Raw genomic sequence first — 16,575 nt, forward strand, 5'->3', positions numbered from 1 at the left:
CACAAAAAACAAAAACCCCTCATCTAGGAGCGATCGTGGCGCGCGACATCGCGGCTCCCTCTTCCACCGTCCCCACCAACCATCAGGAACTGATCTCGTGGGTCAACGAGATCGCCGAACTGACGCAGCCGGACAGTGTGGTCTGGTGTGACGGCTCAGAGGCCGAATACGAGCGACTGAGCGAGGAGCTCGTCCGCAAGGGCACCTTCAAGAAGCTCGACCCGATCAAGCGCCCCAACTCCTACTACGCCGCCTCCGACCCGACCGATGTCGCCCGGGTCGAGGACCGGACCTTCATCTGCTCCGAGGACGAGGCCGACGCGGGCCCGACCAACCACTGGAAGGACCCCGCCGAGATGCGGGAGGTCTTCCAGGGCAAGGAGGGCAACGGGGGGATCTTCCGCGGCTCGATGCGCGGCCGGACGATGTACGTCGTGCCCTTCTGCATGGGCCCGCTCGGCTCCGACCTCTCCGCCATCGGCGTCGAGATCACCGACTCCGCGTACGTCGCCGTGTCCATGCGCACCATGACCCGGATGGGTCAGCCGGTCCTGGACGAACTCGGCTCCGACGGGTTCTTCGTGCGTGCTGTGCACACGCTCGGGGCGCCGTTGCAGGAGGGCGAGGCGGACGTGGCGTGGCCCTGCAACTCCACGAAGTACATCTCCCACTTCCCCGAGACCCGCGAGATCTGGTCGTACGGCTCCGGCTACGGCGGCAACGCGCTGCTCGGCAAGAAGTGCTACGCCCTGCGTATCGCCTCCGTCATGGCCCGTGACGAGGGCTGGCTCGCCGAGCACATGCTGATCCTCAAACTCACTCCCCCGCAGGGCGAGTCGAAGTACGTGGCCGCCGCCTTCCCGAGCGCCTGCGGCAAGACGAACCTCGCGATGCTGGAGCCGACGGTCCGCGGCTGGACCGTGGAGACCATCGGCGACGACATCGCGTGGATGCGTTTCGGCGAGGACGGCCGGCTGTACGCCATCAACCCCGAGGCCGGTTTCTTCGGTGTCGCGCCCGGCACCGGTGAGCACACCAACGCCAACGCGATGAAGACACTGTGGGGCAACTCCGTCTTCACCAACGTCGCCCTCACCGACGACAACGACGTGTGGTGGGAGGGCATGACCGAGGAGACGCCCGCCCATCTGACGGACTGGAAGGGCAACGACTGGACCCCCGAGTCCGGCGTCCCGGCCGCCCACCCGAACGCCCGCTTCACCACGCCCGCCGCGCAGTGCCCGATCATCGCGCCCGAGTGGGAGGACCCCAAGGGCGTGCCGATCTCGGCGATCCTCTTCGGTGGCCGCCGCGCCACCGCCGTGCCGCTGGTCACCGAGTCGTTCGACTGGAACCACGGGGTCTTCCTCGGGGCGAACGTCGCCTCCGAGAAGACCGCCGCCGCCGAGGGCAAGGTCGGTGAGCTGCGCCGCGACCCCTTCGCCATGCTGCCGTTCTGCGGCTACAACATGGGCGACTACATGGGGCACTGGGTCAATGTCGCCAAGGGCAAGGACCAGGCGAAGCTCCCGAAGATCTACTACGTCAACTGGTTCCGCAAGAACGACGAGGGCAAGTTCGTCTGGCCCGGCTTCGGCGAGAACAGCCGGGTCCTGAAGTGGATCGTGGACCGGCTCGACGGGCGGGCCGAGGGCATCGAGACGCCGATCGGTGTGCTGCCGGCGAAGGGCGCGCTCGACACGGAGGGTCTCGACCTCTCCGAGGCCGACCTCGACTTCCTTCTCACCGTCGACAAGGAGGTCTGGCGTGAGGAGGCGGCGCTGGTGCCCGAGCACCTGAACACGTTCGGTGAGCACACGCCGGTCGAACTGTGGGACGAGTACCGGGCCTTGGTGAAGCGCCTCGGCTGAAGCCCGGCCCATCCTCTGAGGGCTGCCGCCCCCAGGCCCCCCCCTTCGGCCTGGACGGCCTCGTCCTCAAACGCCGGACGGGCTGAAAAATCAGCCCGTCCGGCGCGTGTGCCATATGGCTGGGGCGCGACCGGCGTCTTTAGGGGCGCGGGGAACTGCGCACCCAGCCACGACGCGCCCGCACCTCAGCGGCTGACATCCCCCCTTCCGCAGGCCGTGCCGTCCCCGTTGCGGTCCAGGCGCAGGGGATCGTCCTTGCCGTTGATCTTCAAGGGGCCGTAGTCATTGGACTTCAGCCAGGCGCAGCGGGACGCCGTCGTGTTCTTCACCTTGGCCGGGAACGCCGTCGGGACGCAGACGTTGGCGGAGCCGTAGTGGCGGTCGCACCCGGCAATGGTCGGGCTGACCTTCGCCGAGGCGCGCTTCTTGCGGGGCTTCTCGACCTTCCCCTCCAGCGAGTCCGCGAAGGAGTGGACGTGGCCCGAGGGTGCGGCCAGGGCGGTCGGCCCTTGGAGGTGGACCCACTTCGCCACCGACGGCACGCCGTTCGCGTCGACCGCGAAGAGCATGTACCAGCCGGGCGGGGCGAGGTTCGGGTTGCTCGTCACATTCAGGTCGACGTTGTTGCCGTCGACCGAGAGCGGCAGGTCCACGAAGCGCTGGTTCGGGTCGGACGAGTGCGTCACCGCGGCCGGGCGGATCAGCTCCGCCCTGGCGATGGGCCGGTCGACCGTGATGCGCTGCGTGTCCCCGTACGTCCACTCGTTGTCGATGAGTGAAGTGATCGCCGGGCGGGGGCCCTTGAGCAGGTAGGGCGGGGTGTAGACGGACACGTTGTGGTTCCAGGTGCCGTTGCCCGGGTTGTCGCCGGTGGCCATCACGCGGCCGTCGGGGAGCAGGAACGCGGACGAGTGGTAGCCGCGGGCCTCGGGGTCGGCGGCCACCGGGTCGAAGGTGTTCGTCGCGGGGTCGTAGAGCGACGACTCGTGGACCGGGTCGGCGCGGTTGTGCAGGGCGCCGCCCGTCTCCAGGACCTTCCCGTCGGGCAGCAGCACCGCGGAGACGTACATCTTGCCCTGGGCGCCGGTCTGCGGGACCTTGCCGTTGCCCAGGTCGACAGTGCCCTGCGGGAGCGGCGGACCGGCGACGTACGCCGGGTCGGCCGACTTGAGGTCGATGACGTCGGTCAGCCGGTTCGCGTCGGGGTTCGAGTCGATGTTGCCGCCGCCGATGGTGAGGACCTTCTGGTCCTGGGCCGGGGGCAGCAGCACGCTGGCCGACTGGTCGCGTTCGTCCTTGCGCTGCAGGCCGGGGACCTGGGTGGTGGTGTTGGCGTCGTAGTCGTAGATCGCCGAGCCGGTGCCGGGGATGTTGTTGCCGAAGGTGTGGCTGCCCGTGTAGAAGAGGCGGCCGTCCTGCATCAGGACCATCGTCGGGTACAGGCCCCAGTACGACCAGGTCTGGTTGACCTGCCACAGCGGCAGCCACTTGTTCTCGGCGTCCGACCAGCGCTCGGCCGTCACGGACCCGGTCGAGTCCTCCTTCAGCCCGCCGAAGGAGATCACGTCACCGTTGCCGAGGATCGTCGCCGAAGGGTACCAGTGCCCGTCGTTCATGTCATTGGTCTTGCTGTACGTCTCGGTGACCGGGTCGAAGGTGTACGAGTCCTTGTAGCCCTGGTAGCCGACCGTGCCGTCGGCGGACGGATAGCCCTTGTTGCCGCTCATGACCAGCACCCGGCCGTCGTCGAGCTGCACATGGCCCGCGCAGAACATGTCCTTCGGCGTGGGGATCTGCTTGTACGTGCCGGTCACCGGGTTGTAGACGGCGCTGGTGAACGTGCCCGCCTCGAACATCTCCTCGCTGTTGCCCGAGCCCGCGATCAGCAGCACCTTGCCGTTGTTGAGGACGACGGAGTGCATGGAGCGGACCGGGTTCCGCGTGGGCAGGACGTCCCAGCGGCCGTCGGCGCACTGCTCGGCCGTGCCCGTGCACACCGGATCGGGTATCGGGTCGGCGACCTGGTCCATCGTGTAGTCGTCGGTGGTCACGGAGCCGGTGCCGTAGACGGAGACACCCCAGCTGATGCGGTCGGTGCCCGCGGGGACCTCGGGGGTACGGACCGTCGCCTCGGACCAGCCCGCGCTGATCGGGAGCGTCTTGAGGTCCGTCCAGTACTGCCAGCCGGCGGTCGTGTCGTGCCGGAAGAGCGTGAGGGAGGTGTCCGGGGTCGTCGACCTGTACCAGAGCCCGAGGTCGTACTGCTTGCCGACGCTCACCACCGGCGCGCACTCGGCGGACTCGGTGATCAGCGCCTTGCGGTCGCCCTCGGTACGGCGGGTCAGCTCGACCTTCATGGCCTTGGAGCCGGTGTGGGCGCCGCCGACGGTGGAGAAGGTGAAGTCGTTGTCGCCCCAGCCGGACTTCTCCCAGCAGTACGGCATGCCGTCGCCGCCCGTGCCCGCGGTCTCGAAGCCCGGGTTCTTCACGAGGTTGGCGGCGGAGGCGGGCTGGGGGACGGAGAGGAGCAGCCCCGAGGTGAGGGCTCCCACGGCCAGCAGGGTGGTGCGGCGGGTCGGGCGCAGGGGATGTCTTGGACGGTCGGGTCGTCCGGGCTTCGGAGCGGGTCTGCGGAACATCAGCTGGGTCTCCTTGCTGTGCGGCTCCTTGCGCGGCGGCTCTCCTCGGCCGCCGTGTCTGTTGCGCGCCCTCCCTTCCGCGGCAGATAGACCAGTGCCTCCGTGCCCACGAACCGCAGGACGAAGGTGGTCACCAGGGCGAGTGCCGTGGCGGTGAGCGCGCTCATGCCGAACCGGCCCACGAGCAGCGCGATCAGCGGAATGCGCAGCACCAGGTCGGCGTTGGCGAGCAGTGCGAACCGGCCGGCCCTGTCCCACCAGTGCCGGTGCCGGCGTCGGTCCCGGAAGCAGAGGTGCTCGATGAGCAGGAAGTTCCAGGCGACCCCGAACTGGTTGGCGACGATCTCGGCGGGCAGGTAGTGCATCCCGGCCGCCGTCAGGGCCCACAGGCCGAAGAGGTTCGGCAGGAAGCCGGTCGCACCGATCAGCCCGAAGACCACCATCCGGGCCACCGGTGAGGCCGTGCGCAGTCCGGCGAGGTGCCGCAGGAAGCGGAGGCCCTCCTGTGCGCTCGACTTGGACTCGCCGGCGAACCGGTCCTGGAAGACGAACGGCACCTCGGTGACCTGGCGGGGCCGGGACCGTACCGCCATTTCGAGCAGGATCTTGTAGCCGAGGGGCTTCAGGACGTCCGCGGTGACCGCGCTGCGGCGGATCGCGAAGAAGCCGCTCATCGGGTCGCTGATGCCGCGCAGCCGGCGCGGGAACAGCGTCTTGGTCAGCCAGGTGGCGCCGCGCGAGACGGCGATGCGGTAGCCGCCCGCGAGTCCCTCGCGGCTGCCGCCCTTGATGTAGCGGGAGGCGACGACGAGCCCGGCGGGCGCCCGCTCCCCCGCGGCGACCAGCTCCGGGACCAGGGACGGCGGATGCTGCAGGTCGCCGTCCATGACGACGATCCAGTCGGAGGTCGCCGCGCGGATGCCCTCGACGACGGCCCCGCCGAGCCCGCCGACGGGCTCCTCGCGGTGCAGCACCGTCACCGGGTACGGACAGTCCCGGGCGGCCTCACGGATCACCTCGGGGGTGTCGTCGGTGGAGTCGTCCACGAACACGACCTCGCAGGGCAGCCGCCCGGGCACCGAGGCGGTGATCTGCCGCAGCAACTCGCGTACGTTCGCGGACTCGTTGAAGGTCGGCACGACGATGGTGACCGCGCCCGGCTCGGGGAGCGGGGAGGCCGCGCGCAGCGCCGGGTCGCTCAGCTCCCCCGGGACGATGGACTCGTACGTCATCGGTCGCCGCCTTCCGTGGCCGCCGCGTCGGCGGAGTCGGCCGCGCCCGTGGTGCTTGCGCCACTCGCCGTGCTCGCCCTGCTGGCCCTGCTCTCCGGGCCGCCGCCCTCGATCCGGCGGATCTCGATGCGGTCCGGGCCCTCGCCGAAGGTGGCGACCGGGGTCGAGTGCTTCATCGCCTGCTTGACGTTGGGCAGGTCGACGGCGTCGCGCCGCACGGTCGGGGAGGCGACGACGTAGTCGAGGTCGCGCCAGCCGCGCGGCATGGTTTTCGTCACCGCGGGGTCGAGGTCGGCCTTGTAGAACCAGATGACGCCGAGGCCGGGCCGGTAGCCGGCGTGCACGAGGTCGAGCCAGAGCGCGTCGTCGACCAGGACCCGGGTGTCCTCGGGGTGCTCGACCTCGGTCGCCAGCCACTGGGACGCGGCCCGGTAGGGGGCGTTGGCGTCGGTGGTGACGGCGGTGCGGGCTCCGTCGTACCAGCGCGGCACGACGTACACGGCCGAGGCGGCGACGAGCAGCGCCGCGACCGCGTACCGGCCCCGGGTGACGTACGTGCTCTCGTCGGCGGCGCGCCGTCTGCGCAGCACCCCGTGCGCGACGCTGGCCGTGCCTCCGGCGAGGACCAGTGCGAGGAACGGCAGTGCCTGGATGACGTACATGGCTGGCAGGTAGCCGGTCGGGCGCAGGGCTACCAGGGCGAGGATCGCGACGGTCAGGGCGGGTCCGGCGAGCGCCCGCGCGGTGACCGACCAGCGCCAGGTGACGAGGAGCAGCAGCGCTCCGGCCAGGCCGCCCAGCGGCAGGATGCGGTCGTAGTAGAGCCAGGACCGCAGGACCTCGTGCGAGCCGGAGCCGGTGTCGAGGATGAAGCCCGAACCGGGCCTGGTCAGCTGGTATTCGAGCCCGTCCCACAGCGACACGTGTCCGGCGCCGGGGAACAGCTCGCCCTTGAGGAGGGCGAAGAGCGGGTACGACATGCCGATCAGGACGCAGGCCGTGACGGCTCCGGTGAGGGCGAACTTGCGGGTGTCGCGGTGGCTGTGGCGCCACATGGTGACGAGCACGGCGGGCAGGACGAAGATCATCGTTTCTTTGGTGAGGACCGCGGCCGCCGCGGCGAGTCCCGCCCCGAAGTGGTGCCAGAGGTGGCGGCTCGGGGAGGCGGCGAGGCAGAACGCGAGCAGCGTCCACATCACCGCGATGTTGTCGAGGAAGATCTCACGCTGGAGGACGACGGACAGCGGCGAGAGCCCGAACAGCAGCACTGCGAGCGCCGCCGCCCAGCGGGGCAGGGACAGTCGGCGGGCCAGTACGTGGACGAGGACCGCGCTCACCGCGCTGACCAGGAGCATCACGATCCGCATCGAGCCGACCGTCATCGACTCGGGGCTGATCAGGGACGGGATCCAGGTCAGCACGGCTATCTGTATCCAGCCGAGGGGCGGGTGGTCGTACCAGTACGTGTAGTGGGCGAGGCCGTCGCCCTGCTGCACGGACCAGGCCTGGGCGAGGTAGGTGCCCTCGTCGTCGCTGAGGGTCGGGTAGTCGGCGATGTTCCAGCCCTGCACGGTCATGACGACCACGAGGAGTACGCCGCACAGGATCAGGTCGGCCTTCGAACCGCGCGGTCGGGACGGCGTCGTTCGAGGGGTCGAACCGGTTTTGGGGACAGGTGTGCGCTGCGCGGGGACCTTGGGGGTGGTCACCGCGGGAAGGGTGGAGGTCACGCAGGAACGTCCTCTCGGGACCCGCGGGCCACGGCCGCGGCTTCGGTGTCGGCATCGGTGTCGGCGCCGGTCAGGGTGTCGGGTTCGATGTCGGCGCCGTTGCCGATGTCCTTGCCGAGGTCGTTGCCGGTGTCGGTGAGGTGTGCGCCGACGTGGCTGGTCAACTCCCAGTCGTTGCGGCCCCGCTGCTCGCGCCAGACGGCACGGACGGCCGCTCCGGCGAGGAGCACCTGGTAGAAGGGGCCGCCGACGACGAGCTTGAGGTAGTGGACGAAGCGGACGCGGAGCCCGTACTGCTTGCCGAAGTCGTGCAGTCCGACCAGTTCGAAGACGAAGGTGACGAACGCGGTGACGGCCGGCAGGAAGGTGATGAAGGCGATGCCGACGGGGACGTCGAGGAAGAGCGCGACGGCCACGTTGAGCGGGATGATCACGCCGGAGATCGCCTGGAGGTACGGCGTCATCAGGGTGTAGCGGGCGAGCAGTCGCCGGCCGAAGCCGGGCAGCTGCTTCCAGTCCTTCTTCCGGTAGACCTGCAGGAAGCCCTGGTTCCACCGGGTGCGCTGCTTGAGCAGCGACATCAGGCTGCCGGGTGTCTCCTCCTTGGTCACCATGTCGGAGTCGTACGCGACGACGACCTTCTTGCCTACGCTGGACAGGCGTACGCCCAGGTCGCAGTCCTCGGCGAGGCAGTCGGGGTCCCAGCCGTCGGCCTCCCGCAGGACGTCCGTGCGGACGAAGACCGTGTTTCCGCCAAGCGGAATGAAACCTTTCTGCGCATGCAGATGAAGCCGCGAGCGGAACCAGAAGAAGTACTCCAGGCAGTTGCGCAGGCTGTACCAGCTGGAGTGGAAGTTGATGAGCTGGACGCCGCCCTGGACGACGTCCGCGCCGGTGGTGCGGAAGGCGTGGTCGACGTGCGCGAGCAGCTCCGGGTGGACCTGGTCCTCGGCGTCGAAGACTCCGACGACGTCGCCGCGGCAGTGCGGCAGCGCCGTGTTCATGGCCTTCGGCTTGTTCTTCTTCTCGTGCGTGTCGACGACCACGCGGACGCGCGGGTCGCGGGCCTCGGCGTGCCGGGCCACCGCGGTGGTGTCCGGGTCGTCGTGGCCGACGATCACGATGATCTCGAAGTCGGTGTGGCTGGATTCCAGCAGGCGCTGGATGGTGTGGTCGAGCACGGCCTGTTCGTGTCTCGCGGGCAGCAGTAGCGAGAAGGACACGTGCTCGCCCCCGTCCGGACTGCTGAACCGGGTGGAGGCGAGCACCTCGGGCGTGCGCCACGCGTGCATCTGCCACCACAGGGTGAAAGCAGCCATCCAGAAAAGGGCGAGCGAAACGACAGCGATGAAGACAGACGCCAGCAAAAGATCCCCCCAGGATCCCCAGAACCCCCTGTCACGACAGGGAGTAACTCCTGTCGTGTCCGGGACAGAGACTATGGGGATTCTGTGAAGTCCGGGAGGTGTTCTGATAAATAGCGTGTTTCGGAATGCTCGGTCGACTAGTGGGACGTATCCGAACACCTGCGCACATTGAGCCTCGGCGTGCCGGGTGTTTCCCCTGCTCAGCGCCCCAGTGCCGCCCGGAGGCGGTCGACATCGGTCGTCGGGGCGTCACAGGTGAAGTTACGGCAGACATACGCGGTTGGTTCATTGTCGACAAGAGATCGGTTTGCGAGCAGGGGGAGTTCGTCACTGTCCGCAGTGCCCACGGCGACGACGGCGCCGGGCGCGGTGGCCAGCAGGGCGGCGCGGTGCAGCTCCTGGGTGGCCGGATTGTCACCCGGTCCGACGACGGCGACCTCGCGCGGCCCGTCCAACTGGGCCTCCGCGGTGGCCAGTCCCCAGCCGATGAACCGCGGGGCGCGCGGACCGAGCGCCTTCACCACGCCCAACGCCCGCTCCGCGGCGGTCCGATGGGCCTGCGAACCGGTCTGGGCCGCGTAGCTCAGCAGGGCTCCGGCCGCCGCGCTCCAGCCGGAGGGCGTGGCGTTGTCGGTCGGGTCCTGCGGGCGCCTGATGAGCTTCTCGGCGTCGGCCGCCGTGTCGTACAGGGCCCCTGACTTCTCGTCGGTGAACTGCACGAGGACGTGGTCGAGCAGGAAGCCGGCGAACTCCAGCCAGACGCCCTCGCCGGTGACCGAGGCCAGCGCGAGGAAGCCCTCCGCGACGTCCGCGTAGTCCTCCAGCACCCCCGCGTGGGCGCCGGTCCGGCCGTCCTTGCTGGTACGGGCGAGCCGCGCGTGCTCGTCGAGATGGAGCCGCACGAGGAGGTCGGCCGCCCCGAGCGCCGCGTCGACGAGGTCGGGCCGGTCGAAGTACGCGCCGGTCTCGGCGAGTGCGGCGATCGCAAGACCGTTCCAGGCGGCGACGACCTTGTCGTCGCGGCCGGGGGCGGGCCGGCCGTCGCGCGCCGCCTTCAGCCGGACCTTGACGGACTCGATCCGCTCGGCGTCGAACACGCCCTCGTTCTGCGGCAGTTGAAGTACCGAGGCGCCCTCCTCGAAGGTGCCCTCCGCCGTCACGCCGAAGTGGTCGGCGGCGAGTTGCGCGTCCTCGTCGCCCAGCACCTCTCGCAGTTGCTGCGGAGTCCACGCGTAGTACGCGCCCTCGACGTGCTTCCCCGTGCCGTCGTCGCTGTCGGCGTCCAGCGCGGAGGCGAACCCGCCCTCGTTCGTGCGCAGTTCGCGGACCATGAAGTCGGCCGTCTCCAGGGCGACCCGGCGGGCGAGGTCCGAGCCGGTGGTCCGCCACAGGTGTGCGTACACGCGGCACAGCAGCGCGTTGTCGTAGAGCATCTTCTCGAAGTGGGGCACGACCCACTCGCGGTCGACGGAGTAGCGGGCGAAGCCGCCGCCGAGCTGGTCGTAGATACCGCCGCGGGCCATGTGCTCGCAGGTGTCGGCGGCCATCTGCAGCGCGCCCTCGGACCCGGTGCGGGCGTGGTGGCGCAGCAGGAACTCGACTGCCATGGACGGCGGGAACTTGGGCGCCTGGCCGAAGCCGCCGTGGGTGGCGTCGTAGTCGCGGGTGAGCCCGAGCAGCGCCTGCGCGAGGTCGCCCTCGCCGGGCACCTGTGCGTCGCCGAAGCCGATCTCGCGGCCGGCGAGATCGCGCACGATCTTCCGGGCGACCTCGTCGACCTCGTCCCGTCGGTCGGTCCACGCGCTGCTGACGCCTTCGAGGACCTGCCGGAAGGAGGGGCTGCCGTGCCGGGGCTCGGGCGGGAAGTACGTACCGAAGTAGAACGGCTCGGCGTCGGGCGTGAGGAAGACGGTCATGGGCCAGCCGCCGTGCCCGGTCGCCGCCTGCACGGCCTCCATGTACACCGCGTCGACATCGGGCCGCTCCTCGCGGTCGACCTTGACGCTCACGAAGTGCGCGTTGAGGTAGTCGGCGGTCCGCTGGTCCTCGAACGACTCGTGAGCCATCACGTGGCACCAGTGGCAGCTGCTGTAACCGACGCTGAGCAGGACCGGTCTGCCCGTCCTGCGCGACTCCTCGAAGGCCTCGGCCGACCAGGGCCACCAGTCGACGGGGTTGTCGGCGTGCTGCAGGAGGTAGGGGGACGTCTCGTGGGCCAGTCGGTTCGGCATGGGGTCCATCCTGCCGCAGTACCCGGGACGCGGCGCGGATCACGGGACGCGCGGCGGATCACACCGGTCGCGCGTGACGGATCACCGGGGCGCGCGGCGGATCATCGGGGTCCGGCAGGGGTAGGTACTGGGTTTCCGGCGGGCGGTGGGTACCGGGTCCGGACTGCCCGGACGGGCGTGAGCATGCCAGGGAACGCGCCAGTGGCTCTCTCGCCTTCCCCGCTCATCCGCAGGACACTTGACCAGGAAAGCCGTTGTCGGCGGAGGGGGACGCGAAATGCGGGACAGCCATCGGGCGGAGGCCGAACGGCTGTTGGTCCGGGCCGTGGAGGAGGAGGTCCGGCGGTCGGGCGGGCGGGTCGACGGGAACGTACTGCTGTCGCGGGCGCGGGCCGCGCTGGACACCATGGCGCAGACGGCCGCCGAGGAGTACGAGGCCTACGCGAAGGCGGCGGACGAGGCGGAGGCGGGCCGGCTGACCTTCGGGCAGCGCTACGCGCGCGAGGGCGCCGGAACTCCCCTGCTGGTCGCGGCCGTCGCGGCGCTCGCGGCCGTGGTGGCGGACCTGGCACTCGGCACCGGCGGGGGCACGGCCGTGGGCGCAGGCGTGATCGTCGGCGCCACGGGCGCCGCGGCCACCGTGGCGAAGGTGACGGCCTCCCATCTGCCGGCCGCGAGCCGCCGCGCGGGAGCCCTCGGCCAGCCCGGCGGCCCCGAACAGCTGCGCCTGACCTGGCTGACCGCCCTGGAGGTCCGTGGGATCCGGCCCTTCTTCGACCAGCAGCGCGTGTTCAAGGCGGCCACCGGAGCGAAGAAGGGCGCGCCCCAGCTGCGGCGTACGGACAAGAGCGCGGCGGCCCGCCGGCGGAGCGTCCTGGAGCAGTCGTTCGGGCAACTGCCGGAGCCGGTCGGGCCGTTCGCGGGCCGGCGCCAGGAACTGCTGCGGATCGCGCAGTGGGTGCACGCGGCCCGCGCGAGCACGGAGACCAGGCCGACGGTGGTCGTCCTGCACGGCGCGCCGGGCTCCGGCCGCAGCACCCTCGCCGTGCGCGCCGCGCACGAGCTGAAGGACCAGTTCCGCGGCGCGTGCGTGGTGGACCTGCGGGGCGACAGCCCGGAGGAGCCGCCGCTGACCACCCGCGACGCGCTGCTGCACCTGCTGAACCGGCTGGGCGCGCCCCGCGAGCAACTCCTCTTCCGCGAGCGCTCCTCGCAGGACCAGCAGGTCCGGCGGCTCGCCGAGCTCTACCACCAGCATCTGACGGGCCTGCCCGTCACGATCGTGCTGGACGACGCGAGCGACCTGGAGCAGGTCCGCATCCTCGTGCCGGAGCGCTCCGACAGCCTGGTCGTCGTCACCGCCCGCAAACCCCTCGACCTGCCCGCCGACCTGCCCGCCTGGGTGCACCAGCTCGCGGTGGAGCCGCTGGCCGCGCCGGGCGCCGAGGAGCTTCTGAAGGCCTCCGCCCAGGACGACTCCTCCCCGTACGACGCCGAAGCCTCCGACGAGATCAGGGAGTTGTGCGGCGGGCTGCCCCTGGCGCTGCGCGTCGCCGGCTCGTCCCTCGGCCCGCGCACGCCCCGCCGGCTCGCCACCGACCTGGCGGCGTACGGCCCGGTCGAGCCCGTCGAACGGGTGCTGTGGCTGCGCTACACGGACCAGCCCGACCCGGCGCGGCGGCTGCTGCGGCGGCTCGCCCTGGCGGGCCGCGCCTCGCTGGGCGCCGCCGCCGCGGCCGCCCTGCTCGCGACGGACGAGCCGGAGGCGACCCGCCATCTGGAAGCCCTCTCCCGCGCCGGTCTGATCGACCACGTCCGCGGCAGCCGCTACCGCCTGCACGATCTCGTACGGGCCTTCGCGCAGGCCCGTCTGCTCGACGAGGAGGACCCGGCCGAGCGCACGGCCGCGCAGGAACGTCTCATCGTGAACTACGGGGAGCTGGCCGACTCGGTGATCCGCCTGGTCGACGGCAAGACGTCGACCCGTGCCGACCAGTTCGGGCCGCACGGGTTCACCTCGCTGGACGCGGCCCTGCGCTGGCTGGACGACGAGTCGAGCTTCATCACGGCGGCGCTGCGGCACGCGGAGGGCGTGAACCAGGCCGCGGTGCTCAACCTCCTGGGCGCTCTGTGCGACTACTGCCTGCTGCGCGGCGACCTCTACCGGCTGGGCGAGATCAGCGAGTTGACCCAGGCCGTCGACCAGGGGCTGCTGGTGCGCTCGGTCCAGTGGCGCACGGGCATCGCGGCCCGTCAGCTCGGTGAACTCGACAAGGCCCGTACGACGCTGACGTCGGTGGTCGACCTCTACTTCGAGGCCCACCACGACGCGGGCGCGGCCCGGGCGCTGTGCTCGCTCGGCATCACCCTCCACCACCAGGGCAACCTCACCGAGGCGGCCTCGAAACTCCAGGAGGCCCTTGACCTGCAGGCCTCCCCCGACCTCGCGGCGGACCGGGCCTGGACGATGCACGCGCTGGCGGCCGTGGAGCGCGACCGGGCGAGGCTGCGCGAGGCGCTCGACCTGCTCACCCGGGCCCTGGACCTGCACCGCGAGGGCGAGTCCGTGCACGGCGAGGCGTGGGCGCACTACCAGCTCGGCCAGCTGGGCCTGCGCATGGGCGACGTACCGCGTGCCGAGTCCGAACTCCGCGACGCCCTCGACCTGTACGGGCGCACCCGCGACCCCCGCGGGGAGGCCTGGGCGCTGACCCAGCTGGCCCGGGCCCGGCTGGTCGACGGCGATCCGTCGGCCGCCGTGGACGGTCTGCGGCAGGCGGCCTCCCGCCACCGCGAGAACGAGGACGCCCGGGGCGAGGCCTGGACGGTCTACTACCTGGGCCAGGCGCTGGAGGAGACGGGCAACCTCGACCAGGCGGTCCGTGAGCTGGAGCGGTCCCGGACGATGTTGTCGCGGATCCGCGACGTCTACGGTCTGGCCTGCGCCCGCCACCACTCGGCGCGGGTGACGCGCGACCAGCGGGCCGCGCAGACCGGCTCGCTCCGCAACTCCGGTTTCGCCCGGCAGCTCCTGGTCGACGCCCGGGCCGACTTCCACCGGATCGGTGTCGCCCACGGGGAGGCGTGGACCTGCCTGGAACTGGCGGTGGTGGACGCGGGCAACGCCCGTACGCAGCCGGCGCTGGCCCTGTGCGACGAGGCGGCCTCGCTCTTCGCCTCCTACGGCGACCGCCGCGGCGAGGACTGGGCCCGCTTCCTGCGCTGCACGCTCCTGCCGTACGCCTCCCCCGGAGGCGTCGAGGTGGGCACGGCCGTCGCCCAGGAGGAGCTGTCCCAGCTGTCCCGCACCGGCCATCCGGCCCGCGACGGAAAACTGGACGACTACATCGAGGCGTACCAGCTGCTCCTCGAACGAGGAGTCCAACTGGAAGCCGGCTGGCAGGCCTGGCGCCTGGGAATGGTCCCGAACCGCCATGCGCGGGAGGTCATGGGGGTGCCGGTCACGGCGGAGCGGGCGTGAGGGCGCCGGCCCGTGCGGGGTCCCCAGGGTGCCGCTGATCCGGTGATGCCCTCGGGGCATCACCGGATCGCCGCCTCACCGGGTCAGGACGCCGGGCCGGGGCCAGCCGTCGCCTTCTCGGAGGGGGCCGCCTTGGGGTCGGCGTCCTCCTTGAAGTCGACCCTCCCCAGCTGCCGGTTCATGCTCTTCATCAGGCCCCAGACCGCCAGGGCCATCACCGCGAAGACGATGAAGCCGAGGACACCGGGGGTGACCTTGTTCTCGTCGACCTCCTTGGCCAGGGGGACGAGGTGCGTCAGTGCCAGGCTTGCGCTCATATCAGGCATTGTCGCGGATGCCCGCGAAGAGGTCGTCCTCGGGGAGGGATGTGTCGACGAGGGACTTCGCCAGCTCGTACTCCTCCGTCGGCCAGACCTCCCGCTGGAGCTCCATCGGGACGCGGAACCAGCCGCCGTCGGGGTCGATCTGCGTGGCGTGCGCGATGAGGGCCTTGTCGCGGATCTCGTAGAAGTCCGCGCACGGCACGTGCGTGGTCAGCGTGCGCTCGGTGCGCTCGAACTCGTCCCACCGCTTGAGCCAGTCCCCGTACGGCGACTCCAGGCCCCGGTCCAGCATGGCCTGGTGCAGCGCCTCGGTGCGCGGGCGGTTGAAGCCCTGGTTGTAGTAGAGCTTCTGCGACCGGTACGCCGGGCCGAACTCCGACTCCGGGTACTTCTCGGTGTCGGCCGAGCCCTCGAACGCCACCATCGAGATCTTGTGGGTCATGATGTGGTCGGGGTGCGGGTATCCGCCGTTCTCGTCGTAGGTGGTGATCACCTGCGGACGGAACGAGCGGATCTTGCGGACCAGCTCGCCCGCGGCCTTGTCGACGTCCTCCAGGGCGAAGCATCCCTCGGGCAGCGGCGGCAGCGGGTCGCCCTCGGGCAGGCCCGAGTCCACGAAGCCCAGCCACTCCTGCTTGACGCCGAGGATCTCGCGGGCCTCGTCCATCTCCTTCTTGCGCACCTCGTGGATGTGCTCCTCGACGTACTTGTCGCCCTGCAGCTTGGGGTTGAGGATGGAGCCGCGCTCCCCGCCCGTGCAGGTCACGACCAGCACGTCCACCCCCTCGGACACGTACTTCGCCATGGTGGCCGCGCCCTTCGACGACTCGTCGTCGGGGTGGGCGTGAACGGCCATCAGTCGCAGCTGGTCAGTCAAGACTCAATCCTCAGTAAGTCGGCGCCCCCGTGTGAAACGGCGCAATCCGTAGGGGTCGTCCCGTAGGGACGTCGATGAGGGGCGGCGGTCGGGTGACGGGTGGGAGCTTCTATAGTGACCGAACCGGCGGGCAAAAAATTCCGGGTCCCGGCCCGGCACACCCGCCTCGGAAAGGACGATCATGAGTACGGTGCAGCTGCCCGAGGGCCGGTACGGTCGCTCCGCGGACGAGCGCTCCGACCGCAAACTCAAGATCATCGGTTCCGTGCTCGGAGCGGCGCTGCTCGCGCTGATCGGCTATTTCGCCTTCCACTACGTGGCCGGCAACAAGATCAGCGCCGAGGTCATCAGCTTCGACGCCTCGGACTCCGCGGTGAAGGTACATCTGGAAGTCCGCAAGGACTCGGGCGTGACGGGCTACTGCACGATCCGCTCCCAGGCCGAGGACGGCTCCGAGGTGGGCCGCGCCGACTTCCGTTTCGACCAGGACTCGACCCGTGTCGACAAGGTCCTCACGCTCCGCACGACGGCCCCCGGCACGACCGCGGAGCTTCTCGGCTGTCACGCGGACTGACTGCCGGGCCGCGGTCGCCGGACGGGTCGGACGGGCCCGTTTCGGCCCCTGCCGGACCGTGCGACCCACCGTCCGCACGGGGTCACACACGACACTGACGGATGTCACTCCCGGCACCTCCGCAGTGACCTGCGTGGACGTAATTCTGATGGGTTATGTCCTCCCCCTTCGCCCCGTGAATTGTTAGGCTCGTGGTTTCGCCCACCCGAGAAGGAACATTCTTCTGGGTAGGGCGATGCTTTGTATTCCC

At 70.5% G+C, this 16,575-nt stretch carries 10 protein-coding genes; 3 read left to right on the forward strand and 7 right to left on the reverse strand.

Annotated features, from left to right (window positions below; genetic code table 11):
• The first annotated feature begins 35 nt into the window (after positions 1-35).
• Entirely contained in the window at positions 36-1,871 is a 1,836-nt protein-coding gene (locus tag OHS59_RS17240; RefSeq protein ID WP_328494288.1) for a phosphoenolpyruvate carboxykinase (GTP), read from the forward strand.
• Between the two features lie 185 nt (positions 1,872-2,056).
• Here the strand turns inward: OHS59_RS17240 and OHS59_RS17245 are convergent, their stop codons facing one another.
• The 5 genes from OHS59_RS17245 to OHS59_RS17265 form a co-directional block, all read right to left on the reverse strand.
• Positions 2,057-4,510 carry a galactose oxidase-like domain-containing protein gene (locus OHS59_RS17245; protein WP_328494289.1) on the reverse strand — a complete coding sequence of 818 codons (2,454 nt, stop codon included), beginning with the start codon at positions 4,508-4,510 and terminating at the stop codon, positions 2,057-2,059.
• Positions 4,510-5,742 carry a glycosyltransferase family 2 protein gene (locus OHS59_RS17250; RefSeq protein ID WP_328494290.1) on the reverse strand — a complete coding sequence of 411 codons (1,233 nt, stop codon included), beginning with the start codon at positions 5,740-5,742 and terminating at the stop codon, positions 4,510-4,512. The genes OHS59_RS17245 and OHS59_RS17250 overlap by 1 nt, the downstream gene beginning before the upstream one ends.
• On the reverse strand, positions 5,739-7,472 hold the full coding sequence (locus tag OHS59_RS17255; protein ID WP_328494291.1) for an ArnT family glycosyltransferase: 1,734 nt from the start codon (positions 7,470-7,472) through the stop codon (positions 5,739-5,741). Before OHS59_RS17255 ends, OHS59_RS17250 begins: the two co-directional genes overlap by 4 nt.
• Positions 7,469-8,839: a glycosyltransferase gene (locus OHS59_RS17260; protein ID WP_328494292.1), complete on the reverse strand. Its 1,371-nt coding sequence runs from the start codon at positions 8,837-8,839 to the stop codon at positions 7,469-7,471. The genes OHS59_RS17255 and OHS59_RS17260 overlap by 4 nt, the downstream gene beginning before the upstream one ends.
• Before the next feature lie 200 nt (positions 8,840-9,039).
• Complete coding sequence (locus tag OHS59_RS17265) at positions 9,040-11,070, reverse strand: thioredoxin domain-containing protein (protein ID WP_328494293.1); 2,031 nt, start codon at positions 11,068-11,070, stop codon at positions 9,040-9,042.
• 277 nt (positions 11,071-11,347) lie between these two features.
• Here OHS59_RS17265 and OHS59_RS17270 point away from each other — a divergent pair, with 277 nt between their 5' ends.
• Positions 11,348-14,551, forward strand: a complete 3,204-nt coding sequence (locus OHS59_RS17270) for a tetratricopeptide repeat protein (protein WP_328494294.1) — start codon at positions 11,348-11,350, stop codon at positions 14,549-14,551.
• Between the two features lie 83 nt (positions 14,552-14,634).
• Here OHS59_RS17270 and OHS59_RS17275 read toward each other — a convergent pair whose 3' ends face one another.
• Together OHS59_RS17275 and mca are read right to left on the reverse strand one after the other, a co-directional pair.
• Positions 14,635-14,877 (reverse strand): hypothetical protein, encoded by a 243-nt coding sequence (locus OHS59_RS17275; protein WP_328494295.1) that lies wholly within the window; start codon positions 14,875-14,877, stop codon positions 14,635-14,637.
• Entirely contained in the window at positions 14,870-15,751 is an 882-nt protein-coding gene (mca, locus tag OHS59_RS17280; protein ID WP_328494296.1) for a mycothiol conjugate amidase Mca, read from the reverse strand. The genes OHS59_RS17275 and mca overlap by 8 nt, the downstream gene beginning before the upstream one ends.
• 181 nt (positions 15,752-15,932) lie before the next feature.
• Between mca and OHS59_RS17285 the strand changes: the two genes are divergently transcribed.
• Positions 15,933-16,325: a DUF4307 domain-containing protein gene (locus tag OHS59_RS17285; RefSeq protein WP_328494297.1), complete on the forward strand. Its 393-nt coding sequence runs from the start codon at positions 15,933-15,935 to the stop codon at positions 16,323-16,325.
• Positions 16,326-16,575: the final 250 nt, after the last annotated feature.

Origin of the sequence: Streptomyces sp. NBC_00414 (assembly GCF_036038375.1) — a bacterium.
Classification (GTDB): Bacteria; Actinomycetota; Actinomycetes; order Streptomycetales; family Streptomycetaceae; genus Streptomyces.

Coding starts and splice junctions, on each gene's coding strand:
- OHS59_RS17265 (WP_328494293.1), bottom strand. CDS start 11,070: ATGCCGAACCGACTGGCCCACGAGACGTCCCCCTACCTCCTGCAGCAC.
- OHS59_RS17245 (WP_328494289.1), bottom strand. CDS start 4,510: ATGTTCCGCAGACCCGCTCCGAAGCCCGGACGACCCGACCGTCCAAGA.
- OHS59_RS17285 (WP_328494297.1), top strand. CDS start 15,933: ATGAGTACGGTGCAGCTGCCCGAGGGCCGGTACGGTCGCTCCGCGGAC.
- OHS59_RS17250 (WP_328494290.1), bottom strand. CDS start 5,742: ATGACGTACGAGTCCATCGTCCCGGGGGAGCTGAGCGACCCGGCGCTG.
- OHS59_RS17270 (WP_328494294.1), top strand. CDS start 11,348: ATGCGGGACAGCCATCGGGCGGAGGCCGAACGGCTGTTGGTCCGGGCC.
- OHS59_RS17275 (WP_328494295.1), bottom strand. CDS start 14,877: ATGCCTGATATGAGCGCAAGCCTGGCACTGACGCACCTCGTCCCCCTG.